Annotated in this window: 21 protein-coding genes; 14 read left to right on the forward strand and 7 right to left on the reverse strand. The window is 69.0% G+C overall.

Annotated elements, in window-relative coordinates; genetic code table 11:
- Positions 1 to 9: 9 nt before the first annotated feature.
- Entirely contained in the window at positions 10 to 747 is a 738-nt protein-coding gene (locus tag ACAM57_RS31040) for a GntR family transcriptional regulator (RefSeq protein ID WP_126020480.1), read from the reverse strand.
- A 262-nt stretch (positions 748 to 1,009) separates the two neighbouring features.
- Here ACAM57_RS31040 and ACAM57_RS31045 point away from each other — a divergent pair, with 262 nt between their 5' ends.
- The 8 genes from ACAM57_RS31045 (at position 1,010) to ACAM57_RS31080 (ending at position 8,819) form a co-directional block, all read left to right on the forward strand.
- Entirely contained in the window at positions 1,010 to 2,347 is a 1,338-nt protein-coding gene (locus ACAM57_RS31045) for a Rieske 2Fe-2S domain-containing protein (RefSeq protein ID WP_369660094.1), read from the forward strand.
- Positions 2,348 to 2,356: 9 nt separating this feature from the next.
- Entirely contained in the window at positions 2,357 to 3,805 is a 1,449-nt protein-coding gene (locus ACAM57_RS31050) for a glutamine synthetase family protein (protein ID WP_369660095.1), read from the forward strand.
- Positions 3,806 to 3,810: 5 nt separating this feature from the next.
- Positions 3,811 to 4,134 (forward strand): 2Fe-2S iron-sulfur cluster-binding protein, encoded by a 324-nt coding sequence (locus tag ACAM57_RS31055; RefSeq protein WP_184638831.1) that lies wholly within the window; start codon positions 3,811 to 3,813, stop codon positions 4,132 to 4,134.
- 100 nt (positions 4,135 to 4,234) lie between these two features.
- Positions 4,235 to 5,437, forward strand: a complete 1,203-nt coding sequence (locus ACAM57_RS31060; RefSeq protein WP_369660096.1) for an ABC transporter substrate-binding protein — start codon at positions 4,235 to 4,237, stop codon at positions 5,435 to 5,437.
- A 68-nt stretch (positions 5,438 to 5,505) separates the two neighbouring features.
- Positions 5,506 to 6,366 carry a branched-chain amino acid ABC transporter permease gene (locus tag ACAM57_RS31065; RefSeq protein WP_369660097.1) on the forward strand — a complete coding sequence of 287 codons (861 nt, stop codon included), beginning with the start codon at positions 5,506 to 5,508 and terminating at the stop codon, positions 6,364 to 6,366.
- Positions 6,363 to 7,334 carry a branched-chain amino acid ABC transporter permease gene (locus tag ACAM57_RS31070; protein WP_369660098.1) on the forward strand — a complete coding sequence of 324 codons (972 nt, stop codon included), beginning with the start codon at positions 6,363 to 6,365 and terminating at the stop codon, positions 7,332 to 7,334. The genes ACAM57_RS31065 and ACAM57_RS31070 overlap by 4 nt, the downstream gene beginning before the upstream one ends.
- A complete protein-coding gene (locus ACAM57_RS31075; protein WP_369660099.1) occupies positions 7,331 to 8,122 on the forward strand; it encodes an ABC transporter ATP-binding protein in 792 nt (263 codons plus the stop codon). The genes ACAM57_RS31070 and ACAM57_RS31075 overlap by 4 nt, the downstream gene beginning before the upstream one ends.
- On the forward strand, positions 8,115 to 8,819 hold the full coding sequence (locus ACAM57_RS31080; RefSeq protein WP_184638841.1) for an ABC transporter ATP-binding protein: 705 nt from the start codon (positions 8,115 to 8,117) through the stop codon (positions 8,817 to 8,819). The genes ACAM57_RS31075 and ACAM57_RS31080 overlap by 8 nt, the downstream gene beginning before the upstream one ends.
- A 156-nt stretch (positions 8,820 to 8,975) precedes the next feature.
- Here ACAM57_RS31080 and ACAM57_RS31085 read toward each other — a convergent pair whose 3' ends face one another.
- From ACAM57_RS31085 to ACAM57_RS31100, 4 genes are all read right to left on the reverse strand, one after another.
- Positions 8,976 to 10,136: an ABC transporter substrate-binding protein gene (locus tag ACAM57_RS31085; protein WP_184638842.1), complete on the reverse strand. Its 1,161-nt coding sequence runs from the start codon at positions 10,134 to 10,136 to the stop codon at positions 8,976 to 8,978.
- A gap of 96 nt (positions 10,137 to 10,232) precedes the next feature.
- A complete protein-coding gene (locus ACAM57_RS31090) occupies positions 10,233 to 11,537 on the reverse strand; it encodes a cytochrome-c peroxidase (protein ID WP_369662500.1) in 1,305 nt (434 codons plus the stop codon).
- Positions 11,538 to 11,539: 2 nt separating this feature from the next.
- Positions 11,540 to 13,111, reverse strand: coding sequence for a metallophosphoesterase (locus tag ACAM57_RS31095; RefSeq protein ID WP_369660100.1), 1,572 nt, complete (start codon positions 13,109 to 13,111; stop codon positions 11,540 to 11,542).
- 113 nt (positions 13,112 to 13,224) lie between these two features.
- Positions 13,225 to 14,802, reverse strand: coding sequence for a phospholipase D family protein (locus ACAM57_RS31100; protein ID WP_184638846.1), 1,578 nt, complete (start codon positions 14,800 to 14,802; stop codon positions 13,225 to 13,227).
- A gap of 72 nt (positions 14,803 to 14,874) precedes the next feature.
- Between ACAM57_RS31100 and ACAM57_RS31105 the strand changes: the two genes are divergently transcribed.
- Positions 14,875 to 16,104, forward strand: a complete 1,230-nt coding sequence (locus ACAM57_RS31105; protein ID WP_369660101.1) for a nucleoside recognition domain-containing protein — start codon at positions 14,875 to 14,877, stop codon at positions 16,102 to 16,104.
- Here the strand turns inward: ACAM57_RS31105 and ACAM57_RS31110 are convergent.
- Entirely contained in the window at positions 16,086 to 18,092 is a 2,007-nt protein-coding gene (locus ACAM57_RS31110) for an alkyl/aryl-sulfatase (protein ID WP_369660102.1), read from the reverse strand. The genes ACAM57_RS31105 and ACAM57_RS31110 overlap by 19 nt on opposite strands.
- Positions 18,093 to 18,165: 73 nt before the next feature.
- Here ACAM57_RS31110 and ACAM57_RS31115 point away from each other — a divergent pair, with 73 nt between their 5' ends.
- The 5 genes from ACAM57_RS31115 to ACAM57_RS31135 all read left to right on the forward strand — a co-directional run bounded on the left by ACAM57_RS31115 (position 18,166) and on the right by ACAM57_RS31135 (position 22,095).
- On the forward strand, positions 18,166 to 19,086 hold the full coding sequence (locus ACAM57_RS31115) for a LysR family transcriptional regulator (protein WP_369660103.1): 921 nt from the start codon (positions 18,166 to 18,168) through the stop codon (positions 19,084 to 19,086).
- Positions 19,087 to 19,129: 43 nt separating this feature from the next.
- A complete protein-coding gene (locus ACAM57_RS31120; RefSeq protein WP_184638853.1) occupies positions 19,130 to 19,639 on the forward strand; it encodes a flavin reductase family protein in 510 nt (169 codons plus the stop codon).
- Complete coding sequence (locus tag ACAM57_RS31125) at positions 19,636 to 20,139, forward strand: BON domain-containing protein (RefSeq protein ID WP_126020511.1); 504 nt, start codon at positions 19,636 to 19,638, stop codon at positions 20,137 to 20,139. The genes ACAM57_RS31120 and ACAM57_RS31125 overlap by 4 nt, the downstream gene beginning before the upstream one ends.
- A 94-nt stretch (positions 20,140 to 20,233) precedes the next feature.
- Positions 20,234 to 21,142 (forward strand): DMT family transporter, encoded by a 909-nt coding sequence (locus ACAM57_RS31130; RefSeq protein ID WP_369660104.1) that lies wholly within the window; start codon positions 20,234 to 20,236, stop codon positions 21,140 to 21,142.
- Positions 21,139 to 22,095, forward strand: a complete 957-nt coding sequence (locus ACAM57_RS31135; RefSeq protein WP_369660105.1) for a glutaminase — start codon at positions 21,139 to 21,141, stop codon at positions 22,093 to 22,095. Before ACAM57_RS31130 ends, ACAM57_RS31135 begins: the two co-directional genes overlap by 4 nt.
- Positions 22,096 to 22,105: 10 nt before the next feature.
- Here ACAM57_RS31135 and ACAM57_RS31140 read toward each other — a convergent pair whose 3' ends face one another.
- Positions 22,106 to 23,089 carry an SDR family oxidoreductase gene (locus ACAM57_RS31140; protein ID WP_369660106.1) on the reverse strand — a complete coding sequence of 328 codons (984 nt, stop codon included), beginning with the start codon at positions 23,087 to 23,089 and terminating at the stop codon, positions 22,106 to 22,108.
- Positions 23,090 to 23,129: the final 40 nt, after the last annotated feature.

Consider the following 23,129-nt stretch of genomic DNA (forward strand, 5'->3'; position numbering starts at 1 on the left):
GTCGGAGATTCAGGCGCCGCCGCGGCCCTTCGCCACCAGCTTGATGCCCGGCATCAGCTCGGCCGCGAGCTCGGGCCGCTCCAGCGCGTAGTCGAGGTTCATGCGCGCGATCTCGACGTGCTCCTCGCCCAGCGCCTGCGCGCGCGAACCCTGCCCGCGCTCGATGGCCTGCACCATCGCATGGTGCGTGCGGTGCGCCTGGCGCATCCACTGCTGGCCTTCTTCCATCGACGACTGCATCGGCAGCATCGCGCTCGGGGCAGCGAAGGGCTGGCCGCCGAGCATGTCCATCACCCGCTTGAGCGCGAGGTTGCCGCAGCCTTCGATGATCAGCTTGTGGAAGCGGTCGTTCATCTCGACGTAGGCAGCGTAGTCGTCGATCTCCATGCTGGGCTTGTTCACGGCGCGGTCGCCGTCTTCCAGGCATTCCTTCAGGTCGCGCAGCAGCTGGCGCGAGGCGCCGTCCTCGGCAAGCAGGCGCGCGGCGAAGCCTTCGATCACGCCGCGTACGCGGATGGCGTCGGCCACCTCCTGCGAGGTGAAGCGGCGCATCTGGTAGCCGCCGCTGGGGGACTGCTCGATCAGCCCTTCGTGCTCCAGGCTGGCCAGCGCCAGCCGCACCGGGGTGCGCGAGGCTTCGAGCTTCTCGGCCAGCGGGATCTCGGCCAGCCGCTCTCCGGGCCCGAATTCGCCCTTGAGGATCATGTCGCGCAGTTGCACGAGCACGCGGGATTGTTGGGAGTCCATGGGCGGATTCTAGGAGACGGGCCCCACATTGCACGCAGCGTATTTACTCTGGCTCGGTTGTTGCATGCATCTCTTCACAAGAAGTGTCAAAAACCGACGATACGCTCAGCGTTTACCCTGATTTTGGCGTTTGCAGGCCCCATATTGGGGCAATTTGGCAGATGAAAGTTTGACCCGGATCGAGGATCACCAAGACAATGCATACAGTTGCATGCAATGGCTGCAAGCCTCTTTCCACAGTCCCCACGATGGAGCCCGCACGATGATCAGCGCAGAGCAGAACGAATTCATCACCCGCGTCGGACCCGGCGCGCCCGCCGGCAAGCTGCTGCGCCGCTACTGGCAGCCGGTGGCCCTGGCCGACGAACTGGCAGGCCCGCGCCCGGTCAAGCCGGTGAAGCTCATGGGCCAGGACTTCGTCCTGTTCCGTGACGAGAGCGGCCAGCTCGGCATGCTCGACCGCGACTGCCCCCACCGCGGCGCCGACCTCGCCTTCGGCCGGCTCGAGAACGGCGGCATTCGCTGCGCCTTCCACGGCTGGCTGTTCGACGCCAAGGGCAACTGCCTCGAGACCCCGGCCGAGCCCGCCACCAGCAAGCTGTGCACCCGCATCAAGCAGTCGGCCTACCCGGTGGTCGAGAAGAGCGGCGTGGTCTTCGCCTACATCGGCGAGGGCGAGCCCCCCGCCTTCCCCGAGTTCGACTGCTTCGTCGCGCCCGACAGCCACACCTTCGCGTTCAAGGGCCTGTTCGAGTGCAACTGGCTGCAGGCGCTCGAGGTGGGCATCGACCCGGCGCACGCCTCGTACCTGCACCGCTTCTTCGAGGACGAGGACACCTCCGGGAGCTACGGCAAGCAGTTCCGCGGCGCCTCGGCCGACTCCGACATGCCCATCACCAAGGTGCTGCGCGAATACGACCGGCCCGACATCAGCGTCGAGCCCACCGACTACGGCTTCCGCCTGAAGGCGCTGCGCAAGCTGTCGGAGGACACCACCCACGTGCGCGTGACCAACCTGGTGTTCCCGCAGGCCTTCGTGATCCCGATGAGCTCCGAGATGACCATCTCGCAGTGGCACGTGCCGGTGGACGACACGCACTGCTACTGGTACGCCATCTTCACCAGCTTCACAGGCCCGGTCGACAAGCAGCAGATGCGCGAGCAGCGCCTGAAGCTCTACGAGCTGCCCGACTACACCTCGCGCAAGAACAAGCGCAACAACTACGGCTATAGCGTCGAGGAGCAGCTCACCGAGACCTACACCGGCATGGGCGACGACATCAACGTGCACGACCAGTGGGCGGTGGAGTCGCAGGGCCCTATTCAAGACCGCACCCGCGAGCACCTGGGCAGCACCGACAAGGGGATCATTGCCTACCGCCGCGTGCTGGTGAAGGCGATCGAGGCCACGCTGGCCGGCGAAGGCGCGCCGATGGTCATCGACGCCGCGCAGGCCAGCGCCATGACCGGCCCGCCCTCCATCGACGGCATCGGCCGCAACGTCGCCGACGAGGCCGCCACCGAGGCCTACTGGCAGGACGCCGACCGCGCGCGGCGACTGAAGTCCGACTGGGCCTCCGCACGCCTGGCCGCAGCCTGAGCACACGCCATGACGAGCCACACATTCGTCGACCGCTTCGGCCTCTGGAGCGAAGACCAGCACGCGCAGGCCAGGGAACTGGTGCGCCGCATCGACGGCGGCGAGGTCGACCTCGTGCGCTTCGCCTGGCCCGACCAGCACGGCATCCTGCGCGGCAAGACGCTGGTCGCGGCCGAGGCGCGCTCGGCCCTCTGGGAGGGCGTCAACCTCACCTCCACCCTGCTGGCCAAGGACACCTCGCACAAGACCGTGTTCCCGGTGTTCACCCAGGGCGGCGGCTTCGCCATGGAGGGCCTGCAGGGCGGCGCCGACTTCACCATCGTGGCCGACCCGGCCACCTTCAAGGTCCTGCCGTGGTCGCCGCGCACCGGCTGGGTGATGTGCGACGCCTACATGGCCGACGGCAAGCCCTGCCCCTTCGCCACGCGGCAGATCCTGCAGCGCGCGGTGCGCCAGCTCGACGAGCTGGGGCTGGACTTCATCGCCGGCCTGGAGGTGGAGTTCCACGTCTTCAGGCTCGACGACGCCCGCATGGGCCTGGCCGATTCGGGCCAGCCCGGCGAGCCGCCGCGCGTGTCGCTGCTGTCGCACGGCCACCAGTACCTCACCGAGCTGCGCTACGACCGCGTCGACGGGCTGATGGAGTTGCTGCGCTCGCAACTCATGGCGCTGGGCCTGCCGCTGCGCTCGCTCGAGATCGAATTCGGCCCCAGCCAGTTCGAACTGACCTTCGGCCCCACCGCTGGCGTCACGCCCGCCGACACCATGGTGCTGCTGCGCAGCGCCATCAAGCAGGTCTGCCAGCGCCACGGGCTGCACGCCACCTTCATGTGCCGGCCGAAGATCCCGAACGTGATGTCCAGCGGCTGGCACCTGCATCAGTCGCTGCGCCGCAGGAGCGACGGCGTCAACGCCTTCATGCCGGAGGCCTCGAGCGGCCAGCCGCTGAGCGAGACCGGCATGCACTACCTCGGCGGCCTCAAGGCGCACGCCTGCGGCGCCGCGGCGCTGGCGAGCCCCACCATCAACGGCTACCGCCGCTACCGCCCCTTCTCGCTCGCGCCCGACCGCGCGATCTGGGCCAAGGACAACCGCGGCGCGATGCTGCGCGTGCTCGGCGGCCCGGGCCAGGCGGCCACGCGCATCGAGAACCGCGTGGGCGAGCCGACGGCCAATCCGTACCTGTACCTGGCGTCGCAGCTGTTCTCGGGCCTGGACGGCATCCGCAACAGGATCGACCCCGGCCCCTCTGCCGACGCACCGTACGAAACGCCGGCGGAGCAGCTGCCCCGCTCGTTGAGCGACGCCCTCGCCTGCCTGCGCCAGGACGAGATGCTCAACGCGCAGATGGGCAAGACCTTCGTCGACTACCTCTGCCACATCAAGGAAGCGGAGATCGCCCGTTTCAACCTCGAAGTCAGCGAGTGGGAACACCGCGAGTACTTCGACATGTTCTAGAACCCATGCCCACGATCCACTACATCCTCAAGGACGGCACCACGCGTTCGGTCGACGCCAAGGTCGGCGCCAGCGTGATGGAGACCGCCATCCGCGGCAACGTGCGCGGCATCGACGCCGAGTGCGGCGGCTGCTGCTCCTGCGCCACCTGCCACGTCTACGTGGACGACGCCTTCATCGACCTGCTGCCGCCGCCCGACGACATGGAGAGCGCGCTGCTCGATGCCGTGGCGTCCGAGCGCCGGCCCGGCTCGCGCCTGAGCTGCCAGCTCGGCATCACCGCGGCCTTCGATGGCCTCACGGTGCGCGTGCCCGATACGCAGGTCTGACGCCTGGCTCGGGCATCATCGCCCGCTTTGTTTGCACATCCGGTTACATGACAGCGGCGCCCGAAGGGGCGCATCCACTCCACCTGAAAGGCGTTTTCCCATGACGACGATGACCAAGAGAACCATCCTCTCGACCCTGCTGCTGGCCGGCTTCGGCCTGCTGGGAGCGACCGCGCAGGCCGCCGGCGAGCCGCTGCGCATCGGCCTCATCGCCACCTACTCGGGCCCGTACGCCGACTACGGCCGCCAGTTCGACGCTGGCATCGCGCTCTACCTGAAGGAGCACGGCGGCAAGGTGGGCGGCCGCACGGTCGAGATCATCAAGAAGGACACCGCCGGCCCCGCGCCCGACGCCGCCAAGCGCATCGCGCAGGAGCTCATCGTGCGCGACAAGGTGAGCGTGCTCACCGGCCTGGACTTCAGCCCCAACGCTTACGCCGTGGGCGCCATCGCCACGCAGGCGAAGATCCCGACCATCGTGATGAACGCGGCCTCGTCGGCCATCACCACCAGCTCGCCCTACGTGGCGCGCCTGTCCTTCACCGTGCAGCAGGTCACCGACCCGATGGCGCGCTACATGCTCAAGGAAGGCATCAAGGACGCCTACACCGTGGTCGCGGACTACGCCTCGGGTGTCGACGCCGAGACCGCCTTCAAGAAGACCTTCACCGCCGGTGGCGGCAAGGTCTCGGGCGAGGTGCGCACGCCGATGAACAACCCCGACTTCTCGGCCTACGTGCAGCGCATCAAGGACGCCAAGCCCCAGGCCGTGTTCTTCTTCTTCCCCTCGGGCGTGATGCCGCCGGCCTTCCTCAAGGTGTGGAAGGAGCGCGGCATGGAGCAGGCCGGCATCAAGCTCTACGCCACCGGCGAAGCCACCGACGACAGCTACCTCGACGCCACCGGCGACGTGGCGCTGGGCCTGGTCACCAGCCACCACTATTCCTTCGCGCACCCCTCGCCGAAGAACCAGAAGTTCGTGAAGGACTTCGCCGCCGACAACGGCACCAAGCTGCGCCCGAGCTACTTCGCCGTGACCGCCTACGACGCCATGGCCGCCATCGACCTCGCGCTGGCCAAGACCAAGGGCGACACCGCCGGCGACAAGTTCATGGACGCGCTCAAGGGCCTGAGCTTCGAGAGCCCGCGCGGCCCCATCGAGATCGACCCGGCCACGCGCGACATCGTGCAGACCGTCTACATCCGCAAGACCGAGCGCGTGAACGGCCAGCTGGTGAACGTGGAGTTCGACAAGTTCGAGCGCGTGAAGGACCCGGCGAAGGAAGGCGCGGCCGCCAAGTAAGCAGGGACAGGCGCTCGACAGCCCCATCGTTCAGTCATTCAGCCAGCGAGTCAGCAAGCGGGAAATTCATGGGCATCGTGATCTTCGACGGAGTGGCCTACGGCATGCTCCTCTTCCTCATCGGCGTGGGCCTGTCCATCACGATGGGGCTCATGAATTTCGTCAACCTCGCGCACGGCAGCTTCGCGATGGTGGGCGGCTATGCCGCGAGCGTGCTGATGAGCCGGTTCGGCCTGGGCTTCGGCCTCTCGCTCGCTGCTGCCTTCGTGGCGGCGGCCGTGCTGGGCGCGGTGCTGGAGTTCGTGTTCTACCGGCGCCTGTACCGCGCGCATCCGCTCGATCAGGTGCTGCTGTCGATCGGCGTGGTGTTCGTGTCCATCGCCGCCTTCACCTATTTCTTCGGCCCGACGATGCAGCCCTTCACGCTGCCGCCGGCGCTCGACGGGCAGGTGTCGCTGGCAGGCCTGGAAGTGGGCCGCTACCGGCTCTTCCTGATCGTCTGCGGCGTGCTCGTGCTGGCCGCCCTGCTGCTGGGCCTGGGCAAGACGCGCTACGGTGCGATGGTGCGCGCGGCGGTCGACAACCAGCGCGTGGCCGGCGGCACCGGCATCCACGTGCAGCGGCTCTTCTTCCTGACCTTCTCGCTGGGCTGCGGCCTCGCGGGCCTGGGCGGCGCGCTGAGCCTGGGCATGCTGGGGCTGGAGCCCTCGTTCCCGCTCAAGTACCTCGTCTACTTCCTGATGGTGGTCTGCGTGGGCGGCGCGGGCACCGTCACCGGGCCCTTCATCGCGGCGCTGCTGGTGGGCATCGTCGACGTGGCGGGCAAGTACTACCTGCCCGAGGCGGGCGCATTTCTCATCTACGTCTTCATGATCGTCATGCTGCTGGTGCGCCCGAACGGCATCGTCGCGAAGAAGGGGCTCGCATGATGACGAAGGCCCTGCTGAACCTCTCCCCGGCGCAGCTGCGCATCGCCGAAGCCGCCTTCTGGCTGGCGCTGGCCTCCAGCTTCTTCCTGCTGCCCGACAAGCTCACGCTGATGAGCCAGGTCCTGATCTTCGGCCTGTTCGCCGTGTCGCTGGACATGGCGCTGGGCTACGCGGGCATCCTCACCGTGGGTCACGCCGCCTTCTTCGGCGCGGGCGCCTACGCGGCCGGCCTGCTCGCCAAATACGGCTGGAGCGAGCCCCTCAGCGGCCTGGTGTTCGCGCTCGCGGTGTGCGGCGCGCTGGGCTATGCGCTGAGCTACCTGGTGGTGCGCGGCGCCGACCTCACGCGGCTGATGATCACCATCGGCGTGTGCGTGCTGCTCTACGAGCTGGCCAACCGCCTCTCGGGCATCACCGGCGGCACCGACGGGCTGCAGGGCGTGGTCATCGCGCCGGTGCTCGGCCTCTTCGAATTCGACCTCTACGGCAAGACCGCGTTCGGCTACGCCTTCGGCGTGGTACTCGCGATGTTCCTGCTGGTGCGGCTGGTGCTGCGCTCGCCGTTCGGGCTGGCGCTGCGCGGCATCCACGACAGCCGCAAGCGCATGACGGCCATCGGTTCGCCGGTGGAGGCGCGGCTGCGCATGGCCTACGCCTTCTCGGCGGCGGTGGCGGGCGTGGCGGGCGCGCTGCTGGCGCAGACCACGCAGTTCGTCGGCATCGAATCGATCGGCTTCAACCGCTCGGCCGAGGTGCTCATCATCCTGGTGCTCGGCGGCACGGGGCGGCTCTATGGCGGGATGATCGGCGCCATCGTCTACATGCTGGTGCACGACTGGTTCGCCGACATGAACCCGCAGTACTGGATGTTCTGGCTCGGCATCTTCCTGATCGCGGCGGTCATGCTGGGGCGCGGCGGCATCATGGGCGCGCTCTCGCGCTTCGTGCGCACGGGGAAGGCACGATGAGCACCGCGACGACGACAACGAACACCCTGCGCACGCAAGACCTCGGCGTGCGCTTCGGCGCCTTCCAGGCCGTGGCCGACGTGAACCTCTCGCTCGAACCCGGCGCGCGGCAGGCGCTGATCGGCCCCAACGGCGCCGGCAAGACCACGCTCATCAACCTGCTGACCGGCGTGCTCAAGCCCACCAGCGGCAGCATCCACATGGGCGGGACCGACATCACGCGGCTGCCCGGCGACAAGCGCGCCCGAATGGGCCTGGCGCGCACCTTCCAGATCAACACGCTCTTTCCCAGCCTCACGCCGCTGCTGTCGGTGGTGCTGGCGATCAGCGAGCGCGAAGGGTTGGGCGCCACCTGGTGGCGGCCGCTGAAGGGCTGCACCGCGGTGTTCGACGAGGCGCATGCGCTGCTTCGCACGTTGAAGCTCGACGGCCTCGCCGACGTGCCCGTGGCCGAGCTGGCCTACGGCAAGCAGCGGCTGCTCGAGATCGCGCTCGCGCTGGCGGCCAAACCCCGCATCCTGCTGCTCGACGAACCCGCCGCCGGCGTGCCGCAGGACGAGAGCGGCGAGCTGTTCGAAGCCATCGCGGCGCTGCCCGCGGACATCAGCGTGCTCTTCATCGAGCACGACATGAAGCTGGTCTTCCGCTTCGCCCGCCGCATCTCGGTGCTGGTGGGCGGACGCATCCTCACCGAGGGCACGCCTTCGGACATCGGCGCCGATCCGCGCGTGCGCGAGGTCTACCTGGGCAGCTCGCACCTCCATCACCACCCACACACCCATGCCTGAAGCACTCGCCTTCGACAACGTCACCGCCGGCTATGGCAACGCCGTGGTGCTCGACCGGCTCGATTTCTCCCTGCAGCAGGGCGAGAGCCTTGCCATCCTCGGGCGCAACGGCGTGGGCAAGACCACGCTGCTCGAGACGCTGATGGGCAACACCCGCGTGATGCAGGGCGCGATCCGCTGGCAGGGCACGGACATCGTGCGCTGGCCCTCGCACCAGCGCGTGCGCGCGGGGCTGGGCTGGGTGCCGCAGGAGCGCGAGGTGTTCCCCTCGCTCACGGTCGAAGAGAACCTCACCGTCATCTCGCGGCTCGGCGGCTGGAACCTCAAGCGCGTCTACGACTTCTTCCCGCGCCTGCGCGAGCGTCGCGGCAACTACGGCAACCAGCTCTCGGGCGGCGAGCAGCAGATGCTCGCCATCGGCCGCGCGCTCATGACCAACCCGAAGCTGCTGCTGCTCGACGAGCCCATGGAGGGCCTCGCGCCGATCATCGTGGAGGAACTGGCGACGGCGATCCGCCGGCTGTGCGAATCGGAGGGGCTCGCGTCGATCGTGGTGGAGCAGCACCCGGTGCTCGCGCTGGAGATGACGCACAAGGCGATCGTGCTGGAGCGTGGCACCGTGGTGCACGCGGGGCTCAGTGCGGAGCTGGCGGAGGACGCGTCGCTGCTCGAGGGGCTGCTCGGGGTCGGGGTCTGAAATTCGGGAGCGGGCAGCCGGACGCAGAGGGCGCGAAGGTTTCGCGAAGGTCGCAAAAGGAAAACCAAAAAGTTTTCGATTTCTTCTGCGACTTCTGCGTAGTTTTTGTATTCCTTCTGCGTTCGGCTGTCCGTTCCCGCTTTCACGCCCGGCGGCCTAGCTGAGCATCTGGCCGCGGCTGCCGATGACGGCCACGTCCACGAACTGGCCGCCTTCGCGGTTGGTGCGCCCGTAGTTGATCTTCACGCCGCCCAGGTCGAAGTTCTCGATGCTCGCGAGCCCCGACATCACCGATGCGCGGGTGAGCGAGCCGCCCGCGCGGCGCATGCCCTCTGCGAGCACCGCCGCGTTCAGGTAGCCCTCCAGGCTGGTGAGCGAGAAGTCCTTGACGCCGTTGGCCACCATGTCGGCCTGGTAGCGGCGCACGATCTCGAACTTGGTCGAGTACGGCGAGGGCACCACGATCACGAAGCCCAGGCCCTTGGCCAGGTCGCCCATGGCCGACAGCGCGCTGGCCGTGATGGAGAGGCCGTAGGCCGAGCTGCTGTTGCCCGCCTCGCGCAACGCCTTCAGGAACACCGGCGCCGTGCCGGCCAGACCGACCACCACCACCTGAGGCTTGGCCTTGGCGATGGCTTCGGCGGCGGGGCCCACTTCCATGCTGGTCGTGTTGGGCGTGGTCGCGATCACCGCCGGCTCCAGCTTCGCCTTCGCCAGCGCGGCCTTGAAGGCGGCCAGCACCGACTGCCCCAGCGGATCGTTCGAATGCACGAGGCCGATGCGGCTCTGGCCCAGCACGGCGGCGGTGCTCACCAGCTTCTCGACTTCCTGGTCGTAGTTGGCGCGCACCCAGAAGGTGTTGGGCGAGTTCTTCTTGCGCAGCGAGATCGTGCCGGTGATGGGCCCCACCACGGCCATGCCGGGCACCGCATCCATCACCTCGGCCGTCTGGCGCGTGCCCAGGGGATGCACCAGCGCGAGCACGGAGCTGTCCTTCTCGAACGCCAGCGCGTTGGCCTTGGCCACGTCGGGCTTGAAGGTGTCGTCGGCCATCACGAGCTCGACCTTGGAGCCGTTGATGCCGCCAGCCTTGTTCAGCGCATTGAAGAAGGCGCTGGAGCCCTGGTACAGGCCCTGGCCGTTGGCCTTCTCGACGCTGCTGTTGTCGAAGGTCGTTCCCACGCGCAGCGGCCGGTTCTGCGCGAGCGCCGGAAAGCCGAGGCCGGCGGCGGCAGTGGCGGCGGCCAGCCCGGTCAGCGCACGCCGACGGCTGTTGGAAAGCGGCGCAATCGACTCGCGCGGCACGGGAACGGTCATGGTCGAAGTCTCCGGAAATGAATGCGTCTGTGACAAAAGTTCACACTCTTGCGAGGAATGTAACGCACCTTGCCGCGCCGGAGATGACCTTGGCTGCTACTTCATGGCCGGCTTCGGCATGGCCGCCACATAGCGTGCGTCGGTCAGGGTGCCGAGGAAGGCGCTGATCTCGTCGATCTCCTCGTCGGTCAGCGCGGGCGTGGTGCCGGGGCGACGGTTCATCGGCGTGGAGTTGACGTTGATGTTGCCCCGGTAGGCGGCGGGCACGTCGTCGAAGGTCGGCCTGCCGTGGTACCACTTCGCAGGGTCGGTGGAGCGCGTGGCATAGAACGCGACCGCGTCGCGCAGCGTGGTGAACACACCGTTGTGCATGAAGCTCTGGCGCACCGCTACGTTGCGCAGCCCCGGCGTGCGGAAGTAGCCGCACCACTGGTTCGGCTCCGGCCAGCGCAGCTGCGCCGCGGTGCGGCACAGGCCGTTGTCGAAGCGGCGCGGATCGCGGTTGGCCGGCAGCGAGAGGTTGCGCGGCACGGCGATGGCGTCGTAGCCGAAGTCGGTGAAGAGCGAACGCTCGGGCCGGCTCGCCGTGTCCGACAGCGTGTGGCACGACATGCAGTTGCCCTTGTCGGGGTTCTTGAACAGCGCGAGGCCGCGCATCTCCTGCGGGCTCAGCGGCGTGCGCTTGCGCAGGTAGTCGTCGAAGCGCGAGCTGAAGGGCGCCATTTCGTCGCTCTGCAGGTAGGCCTGCAAAGCCTGGCCGATGCCCTTCACGGCTTGCTCCGGGTCGCGCAGCACGCGCGGCCCGAAGGCCAGCGACATCGCGGGAGCCAGGTCGGTGCCGCGCAGCTTGCGCAGCAGGCTCTGCGGCGAGGCGTTGTTCATCTCGTCGGGGTCGAACAGCGGGCCGCGCGCCTGCTCGGCCAGCGTGTCGGCGCGGCCGTCGGCGAAGAGGCCACCGAAGGGCGAGGCGAAGGGCGCGTCGTCGTCCTGGTAGAAGTGCCGCCGCGGCACGTAGCGCACGTACAGCAGCGACGGCGCCGTGCGCGCGCTGAAGCGCCCCGGCCGGCTGCCCTGCGGCGTGCGCGGGCCTGCCAGCGAGGCCGCGTTCAGCGTCGAGGTGAAGGCGCGCAGCGGATCGTGGCAGCTCGCGCACGAGGTGCCCTGCGGCTGCGAGAGACGCGTGTCGAAGAAGATGCGCTTGCCCAGCGCGGCCAGCGCCGGGTCGGGCCTGAAGGTGGCCTCGGTGGGATCGATGCGCGCGGAGACCTTGGGCGTGGCGCCGATGCGTTCGACGACCACGCTCGGCGGGCCGCCCGGGTTGATCTCCACGGTGGTGGCGGCGGCGGCAGTCACGCCCGGCCAGCCCAGGCAGGCGGCCGCCATCGCCAGCGCAGCACGCATCGTCACGGCGTCAGGAAGCCCGTCTTGTCGCAAGCCAGCGTGCGCCCGGTCTGCACGCAGGTGGCGAGCAGCTTGCCGGCCACGGTGTAGGCCTTGAAGGTCCAGCCCACGCCGGGCGAGGCCTTGCGCTCCATCAGCATGAAGCCGAAGCTGGCATGGTGCGTGATGCGGTCGACCGTCACGTCCGGCGCGGGCGTGGTGCCGGGTGCCAGCGGATCGGGCAGCGCCACGTCGAGGTTGTCGCCGCCGTTGCCCGACACCAGCGTCGCGGGATGGTCGGTGGCGAAGTTCAGCGCCTGGAAGTCGTGCACATGGCCGTGCAGCGCGACGTGCACGCCGCTCGGGTAGTAGGCCTTGGGGTTGAGGTTGCTCATCACCGACTGCAGCGCGAGGTTGCCCGGCGCCGGGGTCTGGCCCGCGACCGGCGCGAAGGCCAGGATCGGGTGGTGGTTGGTGAACATCGTGGTCGTGATGCCAGGCTTGGCGGCCAGCGTCGCGACGGTCTGGAACTGCTTCTGGTAGGCGATGAACTGCGGATCGTTCGTCGCCAGCGCCGCCTTGCCGGCCTTGGCCGAGTCGAACACGATGATCTGCGAGCCGGTGCCCAGCTGCACCGCGTATGGCTCGGAATAGTTGCCGGTGCTGTCGTTGGCCGGGTCGTTGCACGAGCGCTTGTCGGAGTACGGGCGCGGATCGAGGAAGCGGATCCAGCCCTGGCCGCCGCGCGCGCATTCCTCGTGGTTGCCGCGCACCACGATCCACGGCGCCTTGGCCAGCAGCGGCGCGGCCGGCTTGAAGAAGTCGGCCTGCCAGGTGTCCCAGCCATAGCCCCAGGGGCTGTCCTTGCAGCCGGCGATGTCGTCGGGGCAGGCGTTCTCGCGGTAGTGGTAGTCGCCGATGTGCAGCACCAGGTCGGGGTTGAAGCCCGCGCCGGTGGCCGCGAGCGGAGCGAAGGGCCACACGGTGCTGTCGTTGCAGGGCTGGTAGGCCTTGTCGGCCTTCTTCAGGCGGCAGCCGGTGTCGGCCAGCACCAGAACACGTTGCGGCTCGGCCTTGGGCATCGGCAGCGTGCGGCTGCCGATGGCGGCCTGCTTCGCGTCGGCCGGCAGCGTGGTCTCGCAGGCCGAGACGGGAAAGGCGGAAGGCTTCGAATCGGCCGGGTCGCTGGCCGTGGTGCGCAGCGCCATGGTGCCGGCGCCCACGCGCAGGGTCATGCGCGTGACCTTGCCGTCGATCGTGATCTGCGGGCACACGGCGTTGGCGTCGGCCGTCGTGTCGGCCGACGGTGCGGCGTAGCTGGTGATTGCGCGCGCGATGGCCGCGTTGTTGTCGCCGATCTCCACCCAGGTGGCCTGCAGGTTGGCGTCGGCCGAGGCGGCGTCGGGTTGGGGGGCGGGAGCCGGCGCTGGGGCCGGAGCGGGTGCCGGGGCCGCCGGGGGCCCCAGGACGATCGACTGGTTGTTGCCGCCGCCGTTGCAGCCCTGCAGCAGGATGGCGGTGCAGGCCAGGCCGGCCAGCCAGCGCAGTTCGCGCATGGCGCGCGGCGCGGGGGCCGCGGTGAGTGTGGTGCGCATCTGGGAATCCCTCTGGTTGTTGTGTCGTGGGACGCCGCAATCTAGAGGGCCAGTGTGCAAGCCGTATTACATGGCCGCAGGCGCGCCGCGGGCGCGCATCGACGAAGGAACCGCTACAGCAGCTCTTCGCCCACGATCGGCAGGAGCAGCCAGTTCTTGAAGCGCAGCCAGAGGAATTCGCCGGGCTCGTCCTCGTGGACGATGTCGCCGCCGGCGTCGTCGTACTCCAGCCACTGCACGCGCCGGCCGTTGGGCGCGAGCCGCAGCCGGTAGCCGAGGTTCACGCGCTCGCCGCTCATGAGCCTGTCGTAGTCCTTCACCAGCTCGGGGCTGTCGATGACCAGCCCCATCTCGGTATTGACCGCGGCCGAGCGGTGGTCGAGATTCATCGAGCCGATGAAGAAGCGCTCGTCGTCGACGATCGCCAGCTTGGCGTGCAGCCGGCTGATCGACTTGCCGAAGTCGCCGAAACGCCCCGACTTGCCGGTGAGCGTGGGCGCGATCTCGTAGATGGTGACGCCGATCTTCAGCATGTCGGCGCGGTAGCGCTCGTAGCCCGCATAGGCCAGGGGCTCGTCGGTGGCGCCCAGCGAGTTCGTCACCACCGTGATGCGCCCGCCGCGCTCGATGGCCTTCTTCATCATCGCCATGCCGCGCGCACCCGGGATGAAGTACGGCGAGCCGATCTTCACCTCGCGCCTGGCCGAATTGATGACGCTCAGCGCCCCCTCGGTCACGCTGCCCTCATAGGCGGCCTCGGCCTTGCGCGTGATCTTCTCGGGGTCGTCCACGAACAGCGTCGACGGTGCCCAGTAGCGCTCGACGTTGCCGGCGATGAGCTGCTGCCCCACCGGCGACTTGTCGAGCACGTCGCGCTGGTGCATGGCCACGTCGGGCACCGCGGTGCGCGCGATCTCGTCGAAGCGCTTCTGCGCCTGCGCAACGGGCATGCGCAGCGGCGCGATCTGCTCGATGGGGCGCACGTGCTCGCTGTTCCAGTAGCGGTCGAAGCCCTCGGACATCTGGCGCACCACCGGGCCGCTGGACAGCACGTCCATGTCGATGAAGTTCGCCGCCGTGCTGCGCATGAAGTATTCATTGGCGATGTTGCGGCCGCCCGAGACCGCGAAGCTGTTGTCGGCCACCAGCAGCTTGTTGTGCATGCGGTGGTTGATGCGGCCGAAATCGGTCAGCGAGAACAGCAGCCGCGTGGCCAGCGAACTCGCGCGCGACGGCAGCGGGTTGAACAGCCGCACCTCGATGTTCGGGAAGGCCGACAGCGTGCTGAACACCTCGTCCTCGCCGCCCGTGTAGAGGTCGTCCACCAGCAGCCGCACGCGCACGCCGCGCGCCGCGGCCTCGCGCAGCTCCTTGAGGAACAGCAGGCCGACGTCGTCCTTCTGGATCAGGTAGTACTGCACGTCGAGCGACTTCTCGGCATGCCGCGCGAGCGAGATGCGCGCGTCGAAGGCGAAGGCGGCCTCCGGCAGCAGCCGGAAGCCCGAAAGCGAGGTCGAGCCGCCCGGCGTGCCCTTGGCCGCCAGCTGCCCCAGTTCTGTCTGCGACACGTCGGTGACAGCCGTGACCACCGGGCGCGGCTGCGGCGGCGGCAGGCTCGCGCAACCCGCCAGCCAGAGGGCGGCGGCGCCCAGGACGAGAGCGGCGAATCGGCGGACGGTGGAGGCGCGCATGGGCCGAACTGTAGCTCGCGGCGGGCCCGGATGGCGGGCCTATCATCGAAGCGAAACAAAAGGAAAAGAAGCGTGCTCAACGGCTTGTGGCTTGGTTTCTTCGGGGTGGCGGCATTGGCGGCGCTGGTGCGCTGGCTGGTGGGGGGCGATCCGACCGTGTTCGCGGCGCTGGTCGAAAGCCTGTTCGCGATGGCGCGGCTGGCGGTCGAGGTGATGGTGTTGCTGTTCGGCACGCTCACGCTGTGGCTGGGCTTCCTGCGCATCGCAGAGGCGGCGGGGCTGGTGGGCTGGCTCGCGCGGCTGCTGGGGCCGCTCTTCCGGCGGCTCATGCCGGGCGTGCCGGCGGGGCATCCGGCGCTCGGGCTGATCACGATGAACTTCGCGGCCAACGCGCTGGGGCTGGACAACGCCGCCACGCCCATCGGCCTGAAGGCGATGCGCGAGCTGCAGCGCCTGAACCCCGACCCGGTAACGGCCACCAACGCGCAGATCCTCTTTTTGGTGCTCAACGCCTCGTCGCTGACGCTGCTGCCGGTCACCATCTTCATGTACCGCGCGCAGCAGGGCGCGGGCGACCCGACGCTGGTGTTCCTGCCTATCCTGCTGGCCACCAGCGCCTCCACGCTGGTCGGGCTGCTGTCGGTGGCGGTGGCGCAGCGCCTGCGGCTGTGGGACCCGGTGGTGCTGGCCTACCTGGTGCCGGGCGCGCTGCTGCTGGGCGGATTCATGGCCCTGCTGGGCACGCTGTCGGCGACGGCCATCGCCTCGCTGTCGTCGCTGCTGGGCAATCTGACGCTGTTCGGCGTGATCGTCGTGTTCCTGCTGGCGGGCGCCATCCGCCGCATCAAGGTGTACGAATGCTTCATCGAGGGCGCGAAGGAAGGCTTCGACATCGCGAAGAACCTGTTGCCCTACTTGGTGGCGATGCTGTGCGCCATCGGCGTGCTGCGCGCCTCGGGCGCGCTCGACTTCGCATTGGACGGCCTGCGCTGGCTGGTGACGGCGGTGGGCTTCGACGCGCGTTTCGTCGACGCCATGCCCACCGCGCTGGTCAAGCCCTTCTCGGGCAGCGCGGCGCGCGCGATGCTGATCGAGACCATGAAGAGCCACGGCGTCGACAGCTTCCCCGCGCTGGTGGCCGCCACCATCCAGGGCAGCACCGAGACCACCTTCTACGTGCTGGCGGTGTACTTCGGCGCGGTGGGCATCCAGCGCACGCGGCACGCGGTGTCGTGCGCGCTGCTGGCCGAGCTGGCGGGCGTGGTGGCCGCCATCGCTGTCTGCTATTGGTTCTTCGGCTGAGCGCGGGGCTCGACGACCGGGAACATCGGCTCGAAGGTGTCGAGCATCGACATCAGCTCCGCCAGCTTCGTGCGGTCGCCGTCGATCTTCACCTTGCCCGCGAGCACCGCCGCCGGGAAGCTGGTTTCCTTCAGTGTGATCGCGTCCAGCGTGGCGCGGCTCAGCGTCACGGTGGCGTCGGCATCCGGCTGCTGCCCGGCGATGTGCGTGAGCGCGGAGTTCTCCAGCGTCAGCACGAACTGCTGGTTCGAATCGGTGAAGTTCCAGTTGATGGCCATCTTCCTGCCCTCGGCCCTGGCCGCGTTCAGCCGCACGCCGAGGAAGTCGAAGAACAGGTCGTTGCTCACGGCCTTGAGCGAATCAGCGTTGGCGCTGTTGCCGGCTGCGATCTTCGGCACGCCGTTGCGCAGCTCCATCGCGCCCACCAGATAGGCGCTGCGCCAGGTGCCGGCCTCCGACTGGTAGCCCATCTGCTCCAGGGCGTCGGCGCCCAGTTCGCGGGCCGCGCGGTTGGCGGGGTCGGCGTACACCACCTGGCTCATCGCGCTGGCCACCCAGCGGAACTCGCCCTTCCTGAAATCTTCGCGGGCGCGCGCCAGCACCGCGTCGGCGCCGCCCATGTACTCGACCGTCTTCTTCGCATAGGCCACAGGCGGCAGCGGGTTCAGGTTGGCGGGGTTGGCGTCGTACCAGCCCAGGTACTTCTGGTACACGGCCTTGGCGTTGTGCCGCAGCGTGCCGTAGTAGCCGCGCGCCGACCATTCCTGCTCCAGGCTCGCGGGCATGCGCAGCGTCTCGGCGATGTCGGCCGCGGTGTAGCCCTGGTTGAGCAGGCGCAGCGACTGGTCGTTGATGAACTTGTACATGTCGCGCTGCTTCTTCAGCAGGTCGACGATGCGGTCCTGCCCGAAGGTGGGCCAGTGGTGCTGGGCGATCAGCACCTCGGCCTTGCCGCCGAAGGCCACGCGCGCCTCATCGATGTACTTCGACCACAGGTTGCCGTCGCGCACCTCCGCGCCGCGGATGGTGTAGAGGTTGTGCATGTTGTGCGTCACGTCCTCCGCCATGTTGAGCACGCGGAACTGCGGCAGGTACATGAGCATTTCCGACGGCGCCTCGGAGCCCGGCACCAGCCTGAAGACGAACTGCACGCCATCGATGGTGCGCTCCTCCGTGGTCTTGTCGATGGTGGACGTGGGCGCGATCAGCGACATGGTGCCGCGCGCCAGCGCCTTGCCCAGGCCGGTGTCGACCTGCCCGCGCGGGCCCGGCGGCAGCAGCGTGCCGAACTGGTACTGCGAGCGCCGGCTCATCGCGTTGCCCGCGAGGATGTTCTCGGCCACCGCCGTTTCCATGAAGCCCGAGGGCGCGAGCACCTGCACGCGGCCGGCCTTCACGTCGGCCTCGTCGATCACGCCCTTCACGCCGCCGAAGTGGTCGGCATGGCCGTGCGTGTAGATCACCGTTCCCACCGGCTTGCGCGGACGGTGCTGGTAGTAGAGCTCGAGCGCGGCGCGCGCGGTCTCGGCGGCCAGCAGCGGATCGATGACGATCAGCGAGCTGTCGCCTTCGACGATGGTCATGTTCGCGAGATCGAAGCCGCGCACCTGGTAGACGCGATCGGTCACCTTGAAGAGCCCGTGGATCGCGTTGAGCTGCGCCTGGCGCCACAGGCTCGGATTTACGGTGTCGGCCGGCGCCTCGGCCTTGAGGAAGTCGTAGGGCTTCATGTTCCACACCGGGCGCGCGCCGGAGCCCGGCACCAGCGCATCGGGCACGGTGCCGACGAAGCCGTGCATCGCGTCCTCGAAGTCCTGCCGGTTGGCAAAGGGCAGCGTCTTCGCCATCTCGGCGTTGGCCTGCAGCGTGGAGGGCTCGGGCGCCTTGGGCGCGGTCTGCGCAAAGGAGGCCGACGGCGCGCCCAGCGCGCATGCAAGGGCGACGAGCGCAACGGAGAAGGAAGAAGGAGCGGGCGAGGAAGATTTCATCCGGCAATGATGCGAAGCGCCAGAACCATTGGCAAATGCAAAATATGCGCTTCCTTTTGAAGCAAAACGCAAAATGCAGCTGCGCCAGCTCCAGCATCTCGTCGCCCTCGCCGACCAGGGCAGCTTCGGCCGCGCGGCCCAGGCGGTGCATCTCTCGCAGCCGGCGCTTTCGCGCAGCATCGAGAACCTCGAAGAGAACCTGCAGGCGCGCCTGGTCGACCGCGCCTACGGCAGCGTGCGCTTCACCCAGGCCGGCGAACTGGTGCTGGCGCGCGCCCGCGAGCTGCTGGCCGACGCGCAGCAGATCGCGCGTGACGTGTTGCAGCTCGAAGGCCTTGCCATCGGCAGCCTCGCGGTCGGCTTCGGCCCCTTCGCCGCCGGGACGCTGGGCCGCGCGGCGCTGTCGCTCATGACGCAGCGCCACCCGCAGCTGCAGATGCGCATGGAAGTGGCCGATACCGCCACCCTCTGCGAGCGCCTGCACCGCCGCGAGCTCGATCTGTTCGTCGCCGACACGCGAGACCTGACGAAGCTTCAGCCCGGGCTGAAGCTCTCGCGGCTGCCCAACCTGCCGGTGTCTTTCTTCGTGCGAGCAAAGCACCCGCTGCTGAAGCTCAAGCCCCAGCCGACGACGCTCGAGAAGCTCATGGCGTATCCCGTCGCCGGCCCGCGCCTGCCGGCGGAGGTGGCGCAGCAGTTCGACCGGGCCGCTCCGCGCGGCGACCGCGGCGTGTTCAACGTGACCTGCGACGACGCCGGCACGCTGCGGCACCTGGCGCTCACCGCCGACGCGGTGATCCTCGCGCCGGTCGCCCCCGTGCCGGGCCACGACACCGACACCCTTGTTCCCCTGCCGGTGGCGGGCCTGGAGCGCATGCAGACGCACTACAGCCTCGTCACGCTGGCGGCGCGCACGCCTTCGCCGGCGGCCGCCGTCTATACCCGGCTGGTCGACGAGTTGATGGACCCGCTCGGGCAGGCCGGCGGGCACTGAGCCAAAATGGCCCTCCGCCTTCAAGCCTTTGCGTCTTTTTTCAGTGACCACTCCCCGCCGGGCCCAGCCGCCCTCCTTTTCGTCCGACGAGTTCCGTGAAGCCCTCGGCATGTTCGCCACCGGCGTCACCGTCGTGACCGCGCGCGCGGCGAACGGCACGCTGGTCGGCCTCACGGCCAACTCCTTCAACTCGGTGTCGCTGACGCCGCCGCTGGTGCTGTGGAGCCTGTCGCGCGCGGCCGGCTCGATGCCCGCGCTCAGCGCCGGCTCGCACTACACGGTGAACATCCTCGCGGCCAACCAGAAGGCGCTGGCCGAGCGCTTCGCCACCAAGAACATCGACCGCTGGGCCGACGTGGCCTTCACCGAGGGCCTGGGCGGCGCGCCGGTGCTCGTGGGCGCGGCGGCCAGCTTCGAGTGCTTCAACCGCAGCCGCTACGACGAGGGCGACCACGTGATCTTCGTCGGCGAGGTGGAGCGCTGCTCGCACGACGCGGGCGCATCGCCGCTGCTCTTCCACGGCGGTCGCTTCTACACGGAGCATCCCTTGTGACGCATCGTCCTGCGCTCCTGCTTGTCCTGCTGCTCGCCGCGCAGGCCGGCACGGCGCAGGAAGCGAACGGGCCGGTCAAGCAGAACTGGTTCGACGACCCGTTCTTCCAGCTCTCCTCGGGCCTGCCGGCCTGCGCCGTGCCCGAGGGCCCGTTCTACACGGCGCAAGAGCGTCGCCTGCAGACCCATTCGAGGCTGGAGCGCGGCACCACCTGCTGGCTGGCCGGCAAGTGCGCCGACAGCAACGCCTACCGCTACGACAAGCCGCTCGCACCCAAGGTGCGCGCCGCGCTGCTGGCCGTGCCGGGGGTGAAGAAAAGCAGCGTCTGGGTCATCATCCAGCGCCGCTGGGTGTACCTGCAGGGCTGCGTGCCGGACGCGGCGCTCGCCAGGAAGCTGGAGCGCGCCGCGCGCGCGGTGGCCGACGTGGAAACCGTGGTGCCCGACCTGATGACGGGCACGCGGGGCAAGCCGCCCTATCCGGTGGCCCCGCCGAGATAGAGGCCGGGAAGCCTTGCGCGCACGCCGAACACGCCGCCGCGATACGATCATCGGATGAATCCGGCGGCTCCTCGCCGCGAACGACCCGATCCGAATGATCCAGCGCAAGACCCACCTCGACGGCCTCGCCATCGGCCTGCTCATCGCCTGCTGTGCCTTCTGGGGCCTGCAGCAGATCCTCATCAAGACCACCGTGGCGGAGGTGCCGCCGATGTGGCAGGCCTCGATCCGCATGGTCGGCGCCACTGTGCTGCTGTGGCTGTGGTGCGTGTGGCGGCGCGTGCCGCTCTTCGAGCGCGACGGCACGCTGTGGCCCGGGCTTCTGGCGGGCATGCTGTTCGCGGGCGAGTTCGCCGGCATCTACCTGGGGCTGCAGCACACCAGCGCATCGCGGCTCACGGTGTTCCTCTACACCGCCCCCTTCTGGGTGTCGCTGCTGCTGCCGCGCTGGGTGCCGGCGGAGCGGCTGCGCGGCTTCCAGTGGCTGGGGCTTTTCATCGCGTTCTCGGGCGTGGTGCTGGCCTTCAGCGAGGGCTTCGCCCACATGAGCTCGTCGCAGCTCATCGGCGACGGCATGGCGCTGGCGGCCGGCATGCTCTGGGGCCTGACCACGCTCACGCTGCGCACCACGCGCCTGGCCACGGCCAGCGCGGAGAAGACGCTGTTCTACCAGGTGGCGGTCACGGCGGCGGCGTGCCCGGTGCTCTCGCTGGTGCTGGGCGAGCACTGGGGCTTCTCGTATTCCGCCTGGGCCTGGACCTCCATCGGCCTGCAGACGGTGGTGGGCGCCTTCGCCAGCTACCTCGCATGGATGTGGCTGCTGCGGCACTACCCGGCCACGCAGATGTCGTCCTTCACCTTTCTCACGCCGCTGTTCGCGCTGGTGTTCGGCGTGGCGCTGCTGAAGGAGCCGCTCACGGCGCAGCTGATCGTGGCGCTGGTCGGCGTGGCACTGGGCATCGTGCTGGTGAACCGGCGGCCTGCGGTACAACGCAGCGCATGAGCAGCAGCAACGGCAACACCGCCACCTGGTTCCAGCCCGTCCTCGACGAGATCGTCGCCACCCTGAGCCCCCAGCTCGGCCAGGGCGGCAAGGTCGCGAGCTACATCCCGGCGCTCGCGCGCGTCGATGCGCGGCAGTTCGGCATCGCGCTGCGCACCTGCGAGGGCGAGGAAGCCGGCGCGGGCGACTTCGAAACGCCCTTCTCCATCCAGAGCGTGTCGAAACTCTTCACGCTCACGCTCGCCATGCAGCGCATGGGCGACGCTCTGTGGGAGCGCATCGGCCGCGAGCCCTCGGGCAATCCGTTCAACTCGCTGGTGCAACTGGAGAACGAACAGGGCAAGCCGCGAAACCCCTTCATCAATGCAGGCGCCATCGCGGTGGCCGACCGGCTGGTGAGCCAGGCCAGGGCCGCGGGCGGCAGCGCGAAGGCCGACATCCTCGCGCTCATGGGCAGCCTGTGCGGCGAGCCCGTCGCCTTCGACGACGAGGTGGCGCAGTCGGAGGCCGACACCGGCTTTCGCAACATCGCGCTGGCCAACTTCATGAAGAGCTTCGGCAAGATCGACAACGACGTCGAGACCGTGCTGGACACCTACTTCCACCAGTGCGCGCTGCGCATGAGCTGCCGCCAGCTCGCGCGCGCCGCGGCCTTCCTGTGCCGCGACGGGGCGCACCCGCTCGACGGCGAGCCCGAGGTCACGGGCGAGCGGCAGACGCGCCGCATCAACGCGCTGATGCTCACCTGCGGCACCTACGACGCGGCGGGCGACGTGGCCTTCTCCATCGGCCTGCCCTGCAAGAGCGGCGTGGGCGGCGGCATCGTGGCCGTGGTGCCCGACAGGCTCACGCTGTGCGTGTGGTCGCCCGCGCTCGACGCCACCGGCAATTCGCTGCTGGGCATGAAGGCGCTCGAACTCTTCGTGGCGCGCACGGGGCTGTCGGTGTTCTGAGCGGCGCCGGTCAGGCCGCGGCCGCCACCGGCACGGTGGCCAGGCAGCCCATGCCGTCGAGCGCAGCTTCCACCGCCTCGTCGAGCGGCGTGTGCGGCTCGCGGCCGAGGAAGGCCACCAGCTTCGCGTTGTCCATGCCCACAGGCTTGCGCCAGAGGTAGCGCATCTCGCGCATCTCCCGGAAGGTGACGACGAAGGGCGAGGCCAGCGTCAGCAGCCACCACGGGAAGGCCGACACGCCGACCCTGGCACCGGTACGGCGCGCCACCACCTTGCGGATGGCATCGCTCATGCGCGTGCCGTCGGCGTCCCAGTGGCCGGCCATGTGGAAGCGCGCGAAGCGCTCCAGCCTGTCGCGGCGTGCGAGCAGCTCGACCATGGTGCGCGCCACGTCGGGCAGGTAAGACCACTGGTGGCCGACGCCGGGGCTGCCGGGATAGCTCACGGCCCGCACGGGCTGCCCCGCCTTCACCAGCCCCTGCGAGAACCAGTTGTTGCCCGCCTTCGGGCCGAAGAAATCGCCGGCGCGCACGATCAGCACGCGCGCGCCCTGGCGGCTGGCCTCTTCCAGGCGCCGTTCCATCTCGACGCGGATCGCGCCCTTGCGGGTGAGCGGGCGCTGCGGCGAGTCCTCGGACAGCAGCGGGAAGGCGTCGGGACCGAAGTTGTAGACCGTGCCGGGCAGCACGATGGTCGCGCCTTCTGCCCTGGCGGCGGCGATGGTGTTGTCGAGCATCGGCAGCACCAGCTGCGACCAGTTGCGGTAGCCCGGCGGGTTGACCGCATGCACGATGACCGAGCAGCCCGCGGCTGCGCGGCGCACCGCCTGCTCGTCCATCGCGTCGCCTGCGAACCAGGTGATGCCGTCGCGCTTTCCTTCCTGCGTATCGCGCTTCAGTGCGCGCACCTGCCAGCCCGCATCGCGCAGCTGGCGGGCCACTTCGCCGCCGATGCCGCCCGTTGCGCCGAGAACCAGGACCGTGTCGTTTGCCATGGAATGCTCCAGAAGTTGTTGCCGATGGAAGAATTCTGGA

Source organism: Variovorax sp. V15 (genome assembly GCF_041154425.1).
In the GTDB taxonomy this organism is placed as follows: domain Bacteria; phylum Pseudomonadota; class Gammaproteobacteria; order Burkholderiales; family Burkholderiaceae_C; genus Variovorax; species Variovorax guangxiensis.

Bases quoted from the DNA above. Each gene is read 5' to 3' on its own strand.
- ACAM57_RS31040 (WP_126020480.1), bottom strand. From the start codon at position 747: ATGGACTCCCAACAATCCCGCGTGCTCGTGCAACTGCGCGACATGATC.
- ACAM57_RS31045 (WP_369660094.1), top strand. From the start codon at position 1,010: ATGATCAGCGCAGAGCAGAACGAATTCATCACCCGCGTCGGACCCGGC.
- ACAM57_RS31050 (WP_369660095.1), top strand. From the start codon at position 2,357: ATGACGAGCCACACATTCGTCGACCGCTTCGGCCTCTGGAGCGAAGAC.
- ACAM57_RS31055 (WP_184638831.1), top strand. From the start codon at position 3,811: ATGCCCACGATCCACTACATCCTCAAGGACGGCACCACGCGTTCGGTC.
- ACAM57_RS31060 (WP_369660096.1), top strand. From the start codon at position 4,235: ATGACGACGATGACCAAGAGAACCATCCTCTCGACCCTGCTGCTGGCC.
- ACAM57_RS31065 (WP_369660097.1), top strand. From the start codon at position 5,506: ATGGGCATCGTGATCTTCGACGGAGTGGCCTACGGCATGCTCCTCTTC.
- ACAM57_RS31070 (WP_369660098.1), top strand. From the start codon at position 6,363: ATGATGACGAAGGCCCTGCTGAACCTCTCCCCGGCGCAGCTGCGCATC.
- ACAM57_RS31075 (WP_369660099.1), top strand. From the start codon at position 7,331: ATGAGCACCGCGACGACGACAACGAACACCCTGCGCACGCAAGACCTC.
- ACAM57_RS31080 (WP_184638841.1), top strand. From the start codon at position 8,115: ATGCCTGAAGCACTCGCCTTCGACAACGTCACCGCCGGCTATGGCAAC.
- ACAM57_RS31085 (WP_184638842.1), bottom strand. From the start codon at position 10,136: ATGACCGTTCCCGTGCCGCGCGAGTCGATTGCGCCGCTTTCCAACAGC.
- ACAM57_RS31090 (WP_369662500.1), bottom strand. From the start codon at position 11,537: ATGCGTGCTGCGCTGGCGATGGCGGCCGCCTGCCTGGGCTGGCCGGGC.
- ACAM57_RS31095 (WP_369660100.1), bottom strand. From the start codon at position 13,111: ATGCGCACCACACTCACCGCGGCCCCCGCGCCGCGCGCCATGCGCGAA.
- ACAM57_RS31100 (WP_184638846.1), bottom strand. From the start codon at position 14,802: ATGCGCGCCTCCACCGTCCGCCGATTCGCCGCTCTCGTCCTGGGCGCC.
- ACAM57_RS31110 (WP_369660102.1), bottom strand. From the start codon at position 18,092: ATGAAATCTTCCTCGCCCGCTCCTTCTTCCTTCTCCGTTGCGCTCGTC.
- ACAM57_RS31115 (WP_369660103.1), top strand. From the start codon at position 18,166: ATGCAGCTGCGCCAGCTCCAGCATCTCGTCGCCCTCGCCGACCAGGGC.
- ACAM57_RS31130 (WP_369660104.1), top strand. From the start codon at position 20,234: ATGATCCAGCGCAAGACCCACCTCGACGGCCTCGCCATCGGCCTGCTC.
- ACAM57_RS31135 (WP_369660105.1), top strand. From the start codon at position 21,139: ATGAGCAGCAGCAACGGCAACACCGCCACCTGGTTCCAGCCCGTCCTC.
- ACAM57_RS31140 (WP_369660106.1), bottom strand. From the start codon at position 23,089: ATGGCAAACGACACGGTCCTGGTTCTCGGCGCAACGGGCGGCATCGGC.